General features: G+C 61.0%; 10 protein-coding genes and 1 riboswitch. Of the genes, 6 read left to right on the forward strand and 4 right to left on the reverse strand.

The features are described 5' to 3' along the window. Positions 1-820: 820 nt before the first annotated feature. The gene (locus tag JQ845_RS20905) at positions 821-2005 is read left to right on the forward strand and encodes a sugar transporter (RefSeq protein ID WP_010657245.1); all 1185 of its coding nucleotides are present in this window, start codon (positions 821-823) and stop codon (positions 2003-2005) included. Between the two features lie 48 nt (positions 2006-2053). Here the strand turns inward: JQ845_RS20905 and mntP are convergent, their stop codons facing one another. The 3 genes from mntP to JQ845_RS20920 form a co-directional block, all read right to left on the reverse strand. After that, entirely contained in the window at positions 2054-2623 is a 570-nt protein-coding gene (gene mntP, locus JQ845_RS20910) for a manganese efflux pump MntP (RefSeq protein WP_003444846.1), read from the reverse strand. Between the two features lie 7 nt (positions 2624-2630). Then, positions 2631-2800: riboswitch (yybP-ykoY riboswitch) on the reverse strand. Positions 2801-3726: 926 nt separating this feature from the next. After that, positions 3727-4470 (reverse strand): response regulator transcription factor, encoded by a 744-nt coding sequence (locus tag JQ845_RS20915; RefSeq protein WP_003444841.1) that lies wholly within the window; start codon positions 4468-4470, stop codon positions 3727-3729. Between the two features lie 14 nt (positions 4471-4484). After that, a complete protein-coding gene (locus tag JQ845_RS20920; RefSeq protein ID WP_203009409.1) occupies positions 4485-5723 on the reverse strand; it encodes a GAF domain-containing sensor histidine kinase in 1239 nt (412 codons plus the stop codon). A gap of 233 nt (positions 5724-5956) precedes the next feature. Between JQ845_RS20920 and JQ845_RS20925 the strand changes: the two genes are divergently transcribed. The 5 genes from JQ845_RS20925 to JQ845_RS20945 are packed head-to-tail and all read left to right on the forward strand — an operon-like array spanning position 5957 to position 11341. Continuing rightward, a complete protein-coding gene (locus JQ845_RS20925; RefSeq protein ID WP_160627362.1) occupies positions 5957-6979 on the forward strand; it encodes an ABC transporter substrate-binding protein in 1023 nt (340 codons plus the stop codon). A gap of 24 nt (positions 6980-7003) precedes the next feature. Next, on the forward strand, positions 7004-8458 hold the full coding sequence (locus JQ845_RS20930) for a sugar ABC transporter ATP-binding protein (RefSeq protein ID WP_203009410.1): 1455 nt from the start codon (positions 7004-7006) through the stop codon (positions 8456-8458). Continuing rightward, the gene (locus tag JQ845_RS20935) at positions 8455-9459 is read left to right on the forward strand and encodes an ABC transporter permease (protein ID WP_003444823.1); all 1005 of its coding nucleotides are present in this window, start codon (positions 8455-8457) and stop codon (positions 9457-9459) included. Before JQ845_RS20930 ends, JQ845_RS20935 begins: the two co-directional genes overlap by 4 nt. Next, positions 9456-10418 (forward strand): ABC transporter permease, encoded by a 963-nt coding sequence (locus tag JQ845_RS20940; protein ID WP_003444822.1) that lies wholly within the window; start codon positions 9456-9458, stop codon positions 10416-10418. Before JQ845_RS20935 ends, JQ845_RS20940 begins: the two co-directional genes overlap by 4 nt. Before the next feature lie 11 nt (positions 10419-10429). After that, positions 10430-11341 carry an SMP-30/gluconolactonase/LRE family protein gene (locus tag JQ845_RS20945; protein ID WP_003444819.1) on the forward strand — a complete coding sequence of 304 codons (912 nt, stop codon included), beginning with the start codon at positions 10430-10432 and terminating at the stop codon, positions 11339-11341. Between the two features lie 9 nt (positions 11342-11350). On the opposite strand, the gene JQ845_RS20950 is transcribed toward JQ845_RS20945, so the two are convergent. Next, positions 11351-14665, reverse strand: coding sequence for an RHS repeat-associated core domain-containing protein (locus JQ845_RS20950; protein ID WP_203009411.1), 3315 nt, complete (start codon positions 14663-14665; stop codon positions 11351-11353). Between the last annotated feature and the right edge of the window lie 100 nt (positions 14666-14765).

The following is a 14765-nucleotide window of genomic DNA, read 5'->3' on the forward strand; positions in this document are numbered from 1 at the left end:
CCCGGCATGGATGCCGGGAGAGCCGTGTTGGGCCATGGATGGCCCGTCACGGCGTGGCCACGGAGCGGGACCGGAGCGAGGGAACCTGAGCGCAGCGAAGGCCGTACGCTGGGGCAAGGCCTTTTTGGTTCCTTTTGTGGCTGTTTGACAAAAGGGACTCGCTGTAAGAGCGAAACCGATATTTCAGTTAAACGTCTGTAACGGATATGTACGCGGTACCGCAGTTAAAACTGAGCGTACATATCCGTTCTATGTATCACGGCTTTTTACGGGTTTCGCCCTTACGGCGAGGCACTTTTGGCAAACGCCGAGTGTCGGACCATCCCAAAAGTACCCAAAAGGTCTGCGCCCTACCATACGGCCGAGCTCGCCCAGGCTCGCCCGGTGCCCTCACTCCGGCGCTGTTGTGGGGGCACGCCGTGACGGGCCATCCATGGCCCGGCACGGCTGGCTCGGCGTCCTGCCTCGCCACCCCACAACAGCACCTGCGTTCGGCCTCCTGTGATGGGCGTCTGCGTTGCACCGACTATCGAGTGGCGGCAGAGGCATCTGCTTTAAAAGCAAAAAGCAAAAAGCAAAAACTGGCCCCAGCACCTAACCTTGATCTTGAACGTGGCCGCACCCCTAGGGGTGCGGCCAAATGTCCCGGGGGGGTATTTCAATGTGCTCCAACCGGCATCACAGAAGTCTATAGAATGCCGCCCCGTTGGTTCAGCCCCGACGCTTTCAGATGGCACCTGTTGTGCATACAACATGGAGCATCAGCAAGACCGGATCCTGAACCTGTCATACCATCGCTAGCGAGTAGTTCACCCCTTAAATGAGCAACCCCACTTCTGCATCCCGCGCAAACTGGCAACCGGTCATCGCACTGGCTCTGGCCGCGTTCGTGTTCAATACCACCGAATTTGTCCCGGTCGGGCTGCTGAGCGCAATTGGCGCCAGCTTCGACATGACCACCGCCAGCGTCGGGCTGATGCTCACCATTTATGCCTGGGTGGTGTCCCTGGCTTCACTGCCGATCATGCTGCTGACCCGCAACGTGGAACGCCGCAAGTTGCTGCTGGTGCTGTTCGGGCTGTTTATCCTCAGTCATGTGCTGTCGAGCCTGGCCACCAACTTCGGCATTTTATTACTCAGCCGAATAGGGGTAGCGTTGTCTCACGCCCTGTTCTGGTCAATTACCGCCTCCCTGGCCGTGCGTCTGGCACCCGAGGGCAAGCAGGTTCAGGCCCTGGGTTTGCTGGCCACCGGTACCTCGCTGGCAATGGTGCTGGGTGTGCCCCTCGGTCGTTTGCTGGGTGAGGCCATGGGCTGGCGCACCACGTTTATCGTGATTGCCGGGCTGGCCGGGTTGCTGGTGTTCTGGTTGACCCGCACATTGCCCCTGCTGCCAAGCCAGAACTCGGGCTCGCTCAGAAGCCTGCCGATTCTGTTCAAGCGTCCGGCGCTGGTGGCGATCTATGTGCTGACGGCAGTGGTGGTGACTGCGCAGTTCACGGCCTATAGCTACATCGAACCCTTTGTTCAGGGCGTAGCGGGCATGAGTGGCAGCATGGTGACGTTGGTCCTGTTGCTGTTCGGTGGCGCAGGGATCATTGGCTCCCTGTGTTTCAGCTGGTTCCACAAGCACAACCCGCAGCGATTCTTGCTCGGTGCTGTGGCTTTACTGACGCTTTGCCTGTTGCTGCTGCTGCCTGCCAGCGGCTGGATTGAGTCCCTGGGAGTGCTGAGCATTTTCTGGGGCATGGCGATCATGGGCTTCGGCCTGGCGTTGCAGTCCAAGGTGCTGACCCTGGCGCCAGATGCGACAGACGTGGCGATGGCGATGTTTTCGGGAATTTACAACATCGGTATCGGTGGCGGTGCGCTGCTGGGTAGTTATGTCGGTGGCCATCTGGGCTTTGCCTGGATCGGCCTGGTGGGCGGTGCGCTGGCAGGCCTGGCGCTGGCGTTGTACAGCTGGTCACTGTATCGGATCAGCCGCTCGGTCACGCCGGGCTGAGCAATGCCGGTATCTGACGCAGCCCCTGCGTCAGATACCGGTGAGGATTTAAACGGCGCTCAGGTGTTCATAGAGGATCGTTGCACCCACGATAATCAGCACCACGCCGCCGACGATTTCCGCACGCTTGCCCACCAGACTGCCGAGTGCTCGCCCCAACATGGTGCCGATGATCACCATGGTCATGGTGGCCAGACCAATGGCCGCGGCGGCCATCCAGATATTCACGTCGACAAATGCCAGGCCAACCCCGACCGCCAGCGCGTCAATGCTGGTGGCGATGGCGGTGATCACCAGAATCCAGAATGAGTGCTGCGACGGTTTCTCTTCGGCTTCTTCCTCATCGGGCTTGACCCCGTTGTAGATCATGTACAGACCCAGACCCAGCAACAGGGTGAAGGCGATCCAGTGATCCCATTGGGTGACATAGCTGCTGGCGGCGTTGCCGATGGCCCAGCCGATTACGGGGGTGATGGCTTCAATCACGCCGAAGATAAGGCCGGTGCGCAGGGCTTCTGTGAAACGCGGTTTGTGCAGACTGGAGCCTTTGCCGATGGCTGCCGCGAAGGCATCTGTCGACATGGCGAAAGCGAGGAGAATCAGGGCAATCGGGTTCATGTTTATTATCCAGTCGGGCTCAAGACAACGGCATAACACTGTGCGCCCGACTTCAGCACAGGTATGTCGTTGGTCTCGCAAATCCAGACGGATGCCATGGCCACGGCAGGTTGCCGAGAATGTTGACCAGAGCGCCGCCACAAGCGTGACGGCCAGCTACTCCCCAAAGAGGCGCGTAGGATAGCAGCTGCATGTGAAAAAAAGGTGAAATCCTTGATTGCCCTTGCCTTCTGCAGGAGCGAGGTTGGGGGTCGCAGGAGGCATTTCTGTAATTTGATCCCGACCTGTTTCAATGCCGTGCGGTGCAGGATTTTGTGTGGCCGCGCCAGGCTGATTACCTCTGTAGGAGCGAGCTTGCCTCGCGAGCTTTTTCAAGATCAAAAGCTCGCTCCTACAGGTTGCGGTTCGCAGGAGGCATTTCTGTAATTTGATGCAGACCTGTTTCAGGGCCGTGCGGTGCAGGATTTTGCGCGGCCTCGCCAGGCTGATTACCTCTGTAGGAGCGAGCTTGCCTCGCGAGCTTTTTCAAGATCAAAAGCTCGCGAGACAAGCTCGCTCCTACAGGTTGCGGTTCGCAGGAGGCATTTCTGTAATTTGATGCAGACCTGTTTCAGGGCCGTGCGGTGCAGGATTTTGCGCGGCCTCGCCAGGCTGAGAACCTCCCTCTGTAGGAGCGAGCTTGCCTCGCGAGCTTTTTCAAGATCAAAAGCTCGCGAGACAAGCTCGCTCCTACAGGTTGGGGTTCGCAGGAGGCATTTCTGTAATTTGATGCAGACCTGTTTCAGGACCGTGCGGTGCAGGATTTTGTGTGGTCGCGTAAGGCTGAGCACCTCCCTCTGTAGGAGCGAGCTTGCTCGCGAGCTTTTTCAAGATCAAAAGCTCGCGAGACAAGCTCGCTCCTACAGGTTGGGGGTCGCAGGAGGAATTTCTGTAATTTGATGCAGACCTGTTTCAGGGCCGTGCGGTGCAGGATTTGTGTGGCCGCGCCAAGCTGATTACCTCTGTAGGAGCGAGCTTGTCTCGCGAGCTTTTCAAGATCAAAAGCTCGCCCCTACAGGTTGCGGTTCGCTGGAGGCATTTCTGTGGCTTGATCCAGGCCTGTTTCAATGCCGCAGGGGGTTGAAGCGCGGGTCTTTGAGCCATTCCTGCAATTCAAGTTCGGCCTGTTCCAGGGCTGTGCGGTTGAGCAGTTTGCGCAACAGTGCCACGTTGACCGCCCTCGAACGCAGGTTAAAGGCCGGGCTGCTGTCACTGTCGGTGCCGGGCTGGCGCACGCCGAGCTTTTCATACAGTTGTTGCAGGCGGTTTTGCACGCTGCGCAACGACAGGTTGCGACGTTGGGCGATGATCCGGTCTGTCAGGCCCAGGGCGATATCCTGCAATACTTCGTATTCGGTATCGGTCAGACCAAGCAGGTGATTCTGGCTCTTTTGCTGCACTCCGCGCACTTCACGATCGATCACGCACTGCTGCTCGATAAACAGGCTGCGCAGTGCCAGCCGCAGGCGATCCTCGGAGGCTGTCTTGAGGATATAACCATACGCCGCACCCTCGGGAACGATGCGTGAGATACCCCGCACATAGGCTTCGTCGGCGTAGTTGGACCAGAACATGATTGAGGTGTGGGGACGCTCGCGCCAGATCGCCCGTGCAGCTTCGACCCCGGTGCGTTTTGGCATCTGCAGATCCATGACCACCGAGGTAATGGCAAATTCATGGGCCAGCCGCTCGCCCACCAGGCCATCCTCGGCTTCATGCAGGCGCTCGCATTCTGGCAGCGCCCCCTCGATCACCTCCCTGAAAAAGGCACGGTGCACCGGGTCGTCTTCGATCAACAGGATTTGCATGGTGTTCTCTCTACCTATTGGGCCCGGTCCGACAATGGCAGGCTGACCTGGACGCAGGTGCCTTTGTTGTCGGGACCTTTCTCGATCTGCACCTGCGCGCCAAGCAGCTGTGCGCGTATGCGCATGTTTTTGATACCGCCGGTTTCCAGTCGATTGAGGCTGTCCAGCCCGGGGCCGTCGTCGACAATGGTCAGTTGCAAGTGGCTGCCAGAGACGGTGATCTCGACAATTATCACATTGGGTGCCGCGTGCTTTATCGCATTATTGACCGCTTCCTGAATGATGCGGAACAGCGCGATCTGCTGGGGTTCGGCCAGGTCGTTGGCCCGCCCGCCGGTGTTGTCCCGCAGGCGGGTGACAATCTCCAGGCCACTGTTGCGCACGCTGCGCAGCAGCAGGTCCTCCAGCCCCTCGACAAACCCGAACAGCTGCAACACTGTGGGTTTGACCGCATCAATGATCAGTCTCAATTCCTGCATGCTTTCTTGCAGGGCCTGGCCGACCGGGGCCAGTTCTGCTGCCGGGATCTGGTCCAGCAGTTGCAGGCGGGCGATACGCCGGTGCAGACGGGTCATATCGGCCAGGGTCTGGTCGTGCAGGTCCATGCCGATGCGCTGGCGCTCGTTTTCCAGCTCTTCGGTCAGGCGCAGTGCCCCCAGGCGCAGGCCTTCTTCGCGGGCACGGATCTGCGCCTCGGCGATTGCCATATGTTTGGCCTGTTCGGTCTGGCGCAGGGCATACAGATAGGACGCCAGCAGATCAGCCACATGCTGGGTGTGGCGTACATCATCCAGGGTATAGAAGTTGGCGGCGTGGGTGGAGCAACTCAGGGCGCCGATCACTTCACCCCGGGCGCGCAGCGGGACGTGCAGGCGGCTGCGTAAATTGGCATCGAAAATCGGGTGGTTGAGGGCGCCGGGGAACTGGAAGCGCTGGTCGTTCATCGCATCGTCGCTGAGGATATAGGGCTCCATCCCCAGCAACAGCGCGCGAATCGGACTTCGGGTAATGGCCAGCGGATGAAAGGCAAAATCGCTCCAGGAAGTGTGCAGACCCGTTTCATAGGCCGACAGGTGACTGTCGTCATCCAGCAGCAGGCTGACGTCAAGATGATCGTGGGGCAGGATAAAACGGATCTCTTCGGATACCGCCTCGATCATCGACTGAAAGTCCAGGCGCCCGGCCAGTGCGCGGGAAATCCCGAGAAAATGATGCAACACGTTTTCTGCCGCGATGGGGACTCTTTGGGTCATGGCCTGCAATCCGTCAGAGGCGCACCCGCTGGCGGCCCGATATCCGAGTATGACCCAAAGCGCTCAGCGGCCTGGGGCAAAAACCCTGCATATTTGCGCGTTTCTTTTGCGGGATCCCGCAGGTTATTTGCGCGCAAAGGGTATCAAGTGTGCATCAACGCCCCAGACAGAGCCCCGTGGCCCGATCAGACTGAGGGTGTCAATTAGCCCACAAAAATAATAAGGGTCATGTCATGGAACGTCACACGCTGCGTTGCGCCTTGCTGTCCACTGCATTGCTGATTACCCCCTTCATGCACGCCCAGGCCGACACGGCCGACAAAACCATCGCGCTGTCCAATAACTATGCCGGCAACTCCTGGCGCCAGAGCATGCTCAACAGTTGGCAACAAACCACTGAGCAGGCGGTCAAGGACGGGGTCATTGCCGGGGCGGACTCGTTCACCACAGCGGAGAACCAGGCCACTGAACAGGCGGCGCAGATCCAGAACCTGATCCTGCAGGGCTACAACGCCATCGTGATCAATGCGGCTTCGCCCACCGCACTGAACGGCGCAGTCAAGCAGGCCTGCGATGCGGGAATTGTCGTGGTGTCTTTCGACGGCATCGTCACTGAACCCTGTGCCTACAGAATTTCCATGGACTTCAAGCAAAGCGGTCTGGATGGCATGGACTATCTGGCCAAGCGCTTCCCGGACGGGGCTAATGTGCTGGAAGTGCGCGGCCTGGCCGGGGTCTCGGTGGACGGGATGATCCACTCCGGGGTCGTCGCCGGCGCGAGCAAGCATCCGCAGTTAAAGGTCGTAGGCTCGGTCAACGGCAACTGGTCGCAGACCGCGGCGCAAAAAGCCGTGGCGGGGATCTTGCCCAGCTTGCCGAAAATCGATGCGGTGGTGACCCAGGGCGATGACGGCTTCGGGGTGGCCCAGGCCTTTACCGCAGCGGGCCGGCCATTGCCGGTGATCATTTTCGGTAACCGCGAAGAAGAACTGGCGTGGTGGAAAAAACAGAAAGACGCCAACGGCTACCAGTCGTTCTCGATCTCCAGCGCGCCGAGCATCTCCAGCCTGTCGTTCTGGGTTGCCCAGCAGTTGCTCGATGGCAAACAGTTGCCCCATGACCTGCTGTCGCCCGCGATCAGCGTCACCCAGGACACTCTCGAAAGCTCGCTCAAAGGCCTGGAGAAGGGCGGGATCGTGAGTCAGGTGTACAGCGTCGACGACGTTGCCCAACTGAAGAGCCCTGCACCTCAATAAGCCTGGCCGGGGAAGGAGAGCGCAATGACAGTTACTCAAGCAGCGCTGGTTGACCTCAAGGGGGTCGGCAAGCGTTTTGGCGCCGTGCGCGCACTTAATGACGTAGATCTGACGTTTCGTCCCGGTGAGTGTCTGGGGCTGATCGGTCACAACGGCGCGGGCAAGTCGACCCTGATGCATATTCTGGCGGGGACCCTGAGTGCCGACAGCGGCACGGTGCTGATGGGCGGTGCCGATGTGCGCAACGGCTACTCGGTACAGGTGGCCCGGCAACACGGGATTCGCTGCGTGTTTCAGGAACTGTCGCTGTGCCCCAACCTGACCGTTGCCGAGAATACCCGGCTGACATGCCCCGGCCTGCGCGATTTTGGCTGGCGGCGCAAGGCCGGCGCATTGATTGTGGCAACCCTGGACAGCATCTTCCCGGACCACAGGATCAGCCCCGGGGAGGTGGTGGCGGACTTGCCGATCGCCCAGCGGCAGATGGTGGAAATCGCCCGTGCTTTTACCTGTGTGGATGAGCATCTGGCGCTGGTGATTCTCGATGAACCCACCTCGTCGCTGGACGCCCGGGTCGCCGGGCAATTGCTGCACCATGTGCGGCGCTATGTCGAAAGCGGCGGCTGCGTGGTGCTGATCAGCCACATTCTGGGGGAGATGCTCGCCACCTGTGACCGGATTGCGGTGATGAGCGATGGCTGTGTGGTGGAGGTACGGGGTGCCAGTGCTTTTACCCATGCTTCGCTGGTGGAGTGCATGGGCACGGTGAGCAAGCCCCAGGATCAGGACCGGGTGTTTGTGTCCAGACGCGACGGGCAGCCACCGGTGGTCGAACAGTTGCCGGCACGCCAGCAGAACGGGCAGGCAGTGGCCGCCTGGCCGGGTGAAATCGTCGGTCTGGCCGGGCTGGCCGGGCAGGGCCAGAGCCAGTTGCTGGTGCAGTTGCTGCGCGAACGGATTGCCAGCGGGAAGCGAGTGGCCATGGTCGCCGGCGACCGGCAGACCGACGGGGTGTTCAGCCTGTGGTCGATTGCCGAGAACATCAGCATCAGCTCCCTGGCGGCACTCAGGCACGGCCTGTTGATTGATCCGCAGGCAGAGCAGGCCATGGCGGCCAAGTGGCAGCAGCGGATGAACATCCGCACCCCGGACATGAATAATCCGATTCTGTCGCTCTCCGGCGGTAACCAGCAAAAGGCCCTGTTTGCCCGGGCCCTGGCCAGTGACAGCGAGCTGATTCTGATGGATGACCCCATGCGCGGGGTCGATGTCGGCACCAAGCGCGAGGTCTACGCCATCATCAAGGAAGAGGCGGCCCGCGGCCGGACTTTTATCTGGTACTCCACCGAGCTTGAAGAGCTCAATCACTGCGATCACATCTACGTGTTCCGCAACGGCCAGGCGGTGGCGGATCTGCCGCGCAATGAACTGAGTGAAGCGCAAATCCTGCGCAGTTCCTTTCAGGAGGAGGTGGCATGAACGCGCCTCAACCCATGACATTAAAAAAACCGCCCGCGGCCAACACCGTGGACCGCGCAGCCGGGGGGGTGAACCGCGCCCGCTGGTTGCGTAACGCCTTGCCTGGGATTTCCCTGGTGGTGCTGCTGGCGACGATTTTTATCATGCAGCCGCGGGCCATGAGCTACATGGGCATGAATCTGATGCTCAACCTGGCGGTGCCCATCGCCCTGGCCACCATTGCGCAGATGCTGATCATCACGGTCAACGACCTTGATCTATCGCTGGGCAGCTTTATCAGCTTTGTGGCCTGTGTGGCAGCTACCTTGCTCAACGATCATCCGCTGCTGGGATGCCTGGTGCTGTTGGGCTGCATCGGTGTTTACGCGTTGCTCGGGGCGCTGATTCACAGTCGCCGGTTACCGGCGATTGTGGTGACCCTGGGCATGTCGTTCATCTGGGTCGGCGGCGCTGTGCTGTTGCTGCCCGCACCCGGTGGCAGTGCGCCGCAATGGTTGCAGGCGCTGGTCAAAATCAAGACCCCGGTGCTGCCGTTTGCCATTGTGGTGTGCGTGGTACTGGCCGTGGCGGTGCATCTGTTTTTGATGCGCTCCAGGTTTGGTGTGGTCTTGCGTGGCGCTGGCGGGAACCCGCTGGCGATGGCCAAGGCCGGCTGGTCGCTGTTGCGGATCAAGGTCACGCTGTATGCCCTGGCGGGTGGCTTCGGAGTGCTGTCCGGATTGTTTCTGGTGGGCCTGACCACCTCGGCCGACGCCAATATGGCGCTGCGTTACACCTTGCTGTCGATCGCTGGGGTGATTCTGGGCGGTGGTGAGTTTACCGGCGGCCGGGTGTCCCCCATCGGTGCGGTGCTGGGGGCTTTGACCCTGGTGCTGGCCGGCTCGCTACTGTCGTTTATCCGCATTTCCCCCGACTGGCAGATCGGTGCCCAGGGCGCGATCTTGATCCTGGTGCTGGCCCTGCGCACTGCCGTCAATCGTCTGGAGGTACGTCCGGTATGAATCTGCCCATTGCTCTGAACCGTATTCGCAGCAAACCCTGGTTGTGGTCGTTTCTGGCGGCGTTGCTGGTGTGGCTGGCGACCCTGGGGTTTACCGGCGGTGAGGGTGCCGCTGCGCTGACGTCCAGTGCGCTGTCGTTCTCGGCATTTTTTGTCATCGTCGGCGTGGGGCAGATGTTCGTCATCACCACCGGCCCCGGCAATATCGATCTGTCGATTCCGGCCAATATCGCCCTCAGCGCAGCGGTCGGCATGAAGTTGATGGACAGCCAGAACAGCCTGATCGCTTTGGGGCTGGCCGGGGTGCTGGGGATTGGCGTGCTGGTGGGGTGTGCCAACTATGGGCTGATCCGTCTGCTGCGCATCCCGCCGATTATCGCCACCTTGTCGGCGAGCTTTCTGTTGCAGTCCATGGCCATTGCCTACGGCCGCAGCGTGCGAATCGCGCCGCCGGAGCTGTTCTATCAGTTCTCTACCGGCAGGTGGCTGGGCATTCCTTACCTGGCGCTGGCGGTTGCCTTGTTTACGGTTCTGGCCGGCTACCTGTTGACGCGCACCCGCTATGGGCGCTGGACCCTGGCCATCGGCCAGAATATGCGTGCTGCCGAGCTTGCCGGAGTGCGGGTGGAGCGGGTGCGCTGGGCCACCTATGTGTTGAGTGCGGTGTTTGCCAGTGTCTGCGGGGTACTGCTGGCCGGGTTTTCCGGCGGCGCGTCCCTGAGCATGGGCGAGGAATACCTGCTGGCTTCGATTGCGGTGGTGGTGATTGGCGGCACTTCGGTGGCGGGCGGGTTTTCCAATGTGCCGGGGCTGTGGGGGGCGGCACTGTTTCTTTACTTGCTGGTGAGCATGCTCAACACCTTTGGCGCCAGCGCCGGTGTGCGGCTGATTCTCACCGGCGTCATCATAATCGCGGTGATTGCCGCCGTCAGCGGGCGCAAGACGCTGCGCAGCCTTTAAAGGACAGAACCATGAACGATGATATTTACCAGTTTCACGACCAGCGTTTTCGTCGCCTGACCCTGCCCAATACCCAGCTGGAGCGTCTGTACGACAAGTGCCGCTGGGCAGAAGGCCCGGTGTGGTTCAACGACGGCGGCTACCTGTTGTGGAGTGATATTCCCAACCAGCGCATCCTGCGCTGGACTCCGGAGCAGGGGGTTTCGGTATTTCGTCCGGCGTCCAATTTCGCCAATGGCAACACCCGCGACCTGCAGGGGCGACTTGTCACTTGCCAACACGGCACGCGCAGCGTCACCCGCACCGAAGCAGATGGCAGCATCACCACCCTGGCCGATCAGTTTGAAGGCAAACGCCTGAACTCCCCTAACGACGTAGTGGTGCACCGCGATGGCAGTATCTGGTTCACCGATCCCACCTACGGCATCCTCAGCGATTATGAGGGCTACCAGGCCGAGCCCGAGCAGAGCGGGCGCAACGTGTTTCGCATCGACCCCGATACGCTGCATATCACCTGTGTTGCCGATGATTTTGAACAACCCAACGGCCTGGCCTTTGCCCCGGACGGCAAGACCCTTTACATCGCCGACTCCGCCCGCTCCCACGACCCGGATGCGGCCCACCACATCCGCGCCATGACCGTTATCGACAACTGCCGCCTGGGTGAATCAAGGGTGCTGACCCATATTGAACCGGGCATCCCGGACGGCTTGCGGGTTGATGTGCAGGGCAACATCTGGACCAGCGCCGGGGATGGCGTGCAATGCTTTGATGCCAACGGGGTGATGCTGGGCAAAATCCTGCTGCCGGAAACCGTGGCCAACCTGACCTTCGGCGGGCCACGGCGTAACCAGTTGTTCATCACCGCCAATACCTCGCTGTACATGATTCATGTCGCGGTGGCGGGGGCGCAGCGGCCTTGATGGCATCGGCTAGGGGTTTTGCCCGGGCCCGGTGCCCGCCACAGGCAGCGCAGGGTCGCTGATGCTCGCGGTTGATGCCTTGGCGCGGCCCGGTTCCCACGGGGAATCTGCCCTGCTGCAGTCTTGTCTCGGGTCGGGCTTATAGCGGTAACTGTTGAGCCCCCCGGCCAGTTTGTCCGGGTCGGGGGTCAGGTAGCGCCCCGTATGGGGGTTGTAGTAGCGATGGCGGTGGTAATGCAGGCCGCTTTCCTCGTCGTGATACTGGCCCTGAACACGCAGGGGATTGCTGATGTCGGCGATGTCGAGTTGCTGCACCTTGCCGTAGGCACGGTAGTGCGCCGACCAGACGATATCAGCCTTGCGGCCGGTGAGCTCCAGGGGCATACCCAGCGGGTCGAGCTGGTAGTAAAAAATTTCGCCGCGGGGGCCTTTGCCCTGGAGCATGGCCAGCGGTTTGCCGGTGCCTGGCTCGTAGAGGTAGCTGCGGTAGCGGGAGCTTTCTGCGGTGTCTGAGACCCGGGTGCATTCGGCGATCAGGCGCTGCCCTTGCCATATAAATTCTGTGCTCTGGTGCTTGAGCTGCTTGGCGATGCGGCGGCCGAAGGGATCATAACGGTATTTGATTTCATTGCCGTCAGGCAGGGTGAGGGCGCTCAGGCGGTGCTGGCAGTCGTAGCGGTATTGGCGCACCAGGCGCTGGCCCGCGCCGCGTCGTTCCTGGATCAGGTTGCCGTAGGCGTCGTACACGAAATGGCAGTCGCCCTGTATCAGGAGGCGGTTTGCCTTGACGTTGGCCAGGCTGCTGCGCCCTCTGCCACTGGCGCTCTGGCGTAGCAGGTTACCCGCCGGGTCGTGATCGAAATACTCTTCAGCATGACCCCGTATTGCGATCAGTCGGTTCAGCGGGTCGTAGGCAAAACTGTGCTGGCCTTTGCGGCTGTCGCTGAGCAGCCGCAGAATGCCGCCGGGGTCGTACTGGTAAGTGCGCCGGTAAAGCGCCTGGGCGGCGAAGCCATGGTGGTGGCTGATCGGGGTGACGACATGCTCTTGCATTCGTCCTTGTCGGTCGTATTGGTAGTGGCTGAGCAAGTCGCCCTGCTGACGGTCAGTTTCGCGGCCGTCGTCGAAGCAGTGGCTGGTAAGGCATTCACCGTTGAGGTCGATGGCTGTCAGGCCGGCCCCTTGCCGATAGTAGTAGGTCAGCCGGTTGCCGTCCGGTAGCTGGCAGGCCCTGAGCCGGCCCTGAGCGTCATATTGATAGCGCAGGGTGACCTGGCCCTGATGTTCGGTGATCAGGCGGTCCTGCAGGTCGTACTGGAAAATCAGGGGCCGGTCGCCGTCATGGACCCGGGTGAGGCGGCCCAGGCTGTCGTAGCTGTAGCGGATCTGGCTGCCGTCGGGCAGGGTTTTCAGAAGCAGGCGCCCGGCGCTGTCACGCTGATAAGCAGTGATCAGCCGTGGCTGGTCAGGGTAATCGGGTGTCGGGTACTGGGTTATTTCCAGCAACTGGCCGTTGAGATCGTATTTATAGCCAGTCGTACCGCCGTCAAAGCCGATTTCCAGACGGAGCAGGCCGTTGGGGTAATAGTCGAGCTGGTAGTGTTCGTTGCGCTGGTTTTCGATGCCGGTGAGCAACAGGCGGCCATTGTCATAGCGGTAATTGACCTGGCTGGCGTCGGGGTTGATACGGCGGCGGGGCAGGGGCAGGTTGTCGAGGTATTCGTAGCGGGTAATGTGCCCTCGCTCGTCGCGCACGGCGGTCACTTTGCCGTAGGCGTTATAGCTCCAGGCGCGGGTTTTGCCGTCGGGCTGGATGATCTGACTCATGCGCCCCACGGCGTCCCAGTGGTAGCGGGTGATGACGCCGCGAGCATTCTGGCGGGCTGTTTTTCGACCCCGCAGATCATAGCTGTAACGCTGTTGCGAGCCATCGGGCAGGGAGTGCTCCAGCAACTGGCCGAGGGCGTTCCAGATGAGCCGGTGAGCGCTGCCGTCCGCTTGCACAATGCTGCTGATTTGCCCCTTGGGGGTGTAGCTGCAGGTGGTGACGCAGCCGTCGGGGTCGGTTTGGCGGGTGATATCACCCTGGGCGTTGCGCTCGTATCTCCAGCTGGCCGGTCCCTGCCGGACTGAGTGCAGGTAGCCGTTGCAGTAACTGTAAAACGTAGGTTCGTCGTGGGGCGGGATCAGTGCCGAGAGCTGCCCGGCCGGGTTGTAACGGTATTGGATGACGGCGCCCAGAGGGTCAATTTCGGCAATCAAACGGCCTTGCTCATCGTAGGATTTCTGATGTTGGGCACCGTCCGGGCCGGTTTGACTGACGAGGCGTCCGTTGTTGTCGTACACCCAGGTTTGTTGGCTGCCGTCCTGGCTTTTGGCCGTCACAGCGCCCTGGCCATCCCGTTCGTAGTGGATCTGCATCTGCCCGAAATTGGTGCTGTGGCGGATGCAGCGCGAGTGTTTGCCACAGTGTTGCCACTCCCAGAACAACGCTGCGCCGCCGGCCAGTTGCCGCTCCTGGATCACGTGCCGGGCGTCGTAGCGATAGTGCTCGGTTTCTTGCAGGGCATTACTGGCGCTGATCAGTTGACCGCTGTCGTTGTACTGATAAGTCACGAGGGTGAACAGGGTGCTCCAGCGCTCGGGGCGGCAGCCGGCATTGTGTCCGGTCAGGGTGTCGCCGGGTTCACCACTGTCATCATATTGCTGATAGTCCACCGCGCAGAGCCGGCCATGTGCATGGCGCAGCAACAAGGCGCGTCCTGCGCCGTTGTCGATGCGCCGAAGGTTTGCGGTGTGCCAGGTAATGCTCAGACGATTGCCGTAGGCATCGCTGATGCCTGACAGTTCGAGGTCTTGAAAGTGATAGAAATGCCGGGGCCTGGCGGCCGGGGCGAGGATCAGTTCGCCGTCGCTGTCGCCGCGGTAAATGGCCGGGCCGGTTGCGCAGGCGTTGATGTACGGGCGTTGCCCGACAGGCCGGGGGAAACGCGTCTCACGGTTCTCAGGATCGGTCCATAGCAGGCTTTGCCCGTCGCAGTGCAGGCGATGGCACAGGGCGTGGGTCCAGCCAAATCCCAGTTCACTGGCGGTTTCCACGGCGCCACTGCAATACCGGCGTGTCCACTCAAAGGCCAGCGGGCCGTCGAGCACACCATCGCTGAGCCGCAGCAGGACTTCGCCGGTAGCCATCGATACCGAGGGCCAACCGGCCGGCTCCCGGTCGAACGCGCAGGGCGCACTGTTGAAAGGAGGGGCTTGAAGATCATCGCCGATGCCTGCGGATAACAGGTTGAAGCGATGTCGGGGCAGTGAACGTGACATCCGCGTTTCCTTGCGCTGCGGTCGTTCTGACGCAATTGAACGTCAGGGATTTTTGGTCACGCAAGTGTGCAAGGCGGTGTTCAAGTTGGCTGTAGGGCGT

The organism is Pseudomonas paraversuta, from assembly GCF_904063065.1.
GTDB classification, from domain to species: Bacteria; Pseudomonadota; Gammaproteobacteria; order Pseudomonadales; family Pseudomonadaceae; genus Aquipseudomonas; species Aquipseudomonas paraversuta.

Coding starts and splice junctions, on each gene's coding strand:
- JQ845_RS20905 (WP_010657245.1), top strand. CDS start 821: ATGAGCAACCCCACTTCTGCATCCCGCGCAAACTGGCAACCGGTCATC.
- mntP (WP_003444846.1), bottom strand. CDS start 2,623: ATGAACCCGATTGCCCTGATTCTCCTCGCTTTCGCCATGTCGACAGAT.
- JQ845_RS20915 (WP_003444841.1), bottom strand. CDS start 4,470: ATGCAAATCCTGTTGATCGAAGACGACCCGGTGCACCGTGCCTTTTTC.
- JQ845_RS20920 (WP_203009409.1), bottom strand. CDS start 5,723: ATGACCCAAAGAGTCCCCATCGCGGCAGAAAACGTGTTGCATCATTTT.
- JQ845_RS20925 (WP_160627362.1), top strand. CDS start 5,957: ATGGAACGTCACACGCTGCGTTGCGCCTTGCTGTCCACTGCATTGCTG.
- JQ845_RS20930 (WP_203009410.1), top strand. CDS start 7,004: ATGACAGTTACTCAAGCAGCGCTGGTTGACCTCAAGGGGGTCGGCAAG.
- JQ845_RS20935 (WP_003444823.1), top strand. CDS start 8,455: ATGAACGCGCCTCAACCCATGACATTAAAAAAACCGCCCGCGGCCAAC.
- JQ845_RS20940 (WP_003444822.1), top strand. CDS start 9,456: ATGAATCTGCCCATTGCTCTGAACCGTATTCGCAGCAAACCCTGGTTG.
- JQ845_RS20945 (WP_003444819.1), top strand. CDS start 10,430: ATGAACGATGATATTTACCAGTTTCACGACCAGCGTTTTCGTCGCCTG.
- JQ845_RS20950 (WP_203009411.1), bottom strand. CDS start 14,665: ATGTCACGTTCACTGCCCCGACATCGCTTCAACCTGTTATCCGCAGGC.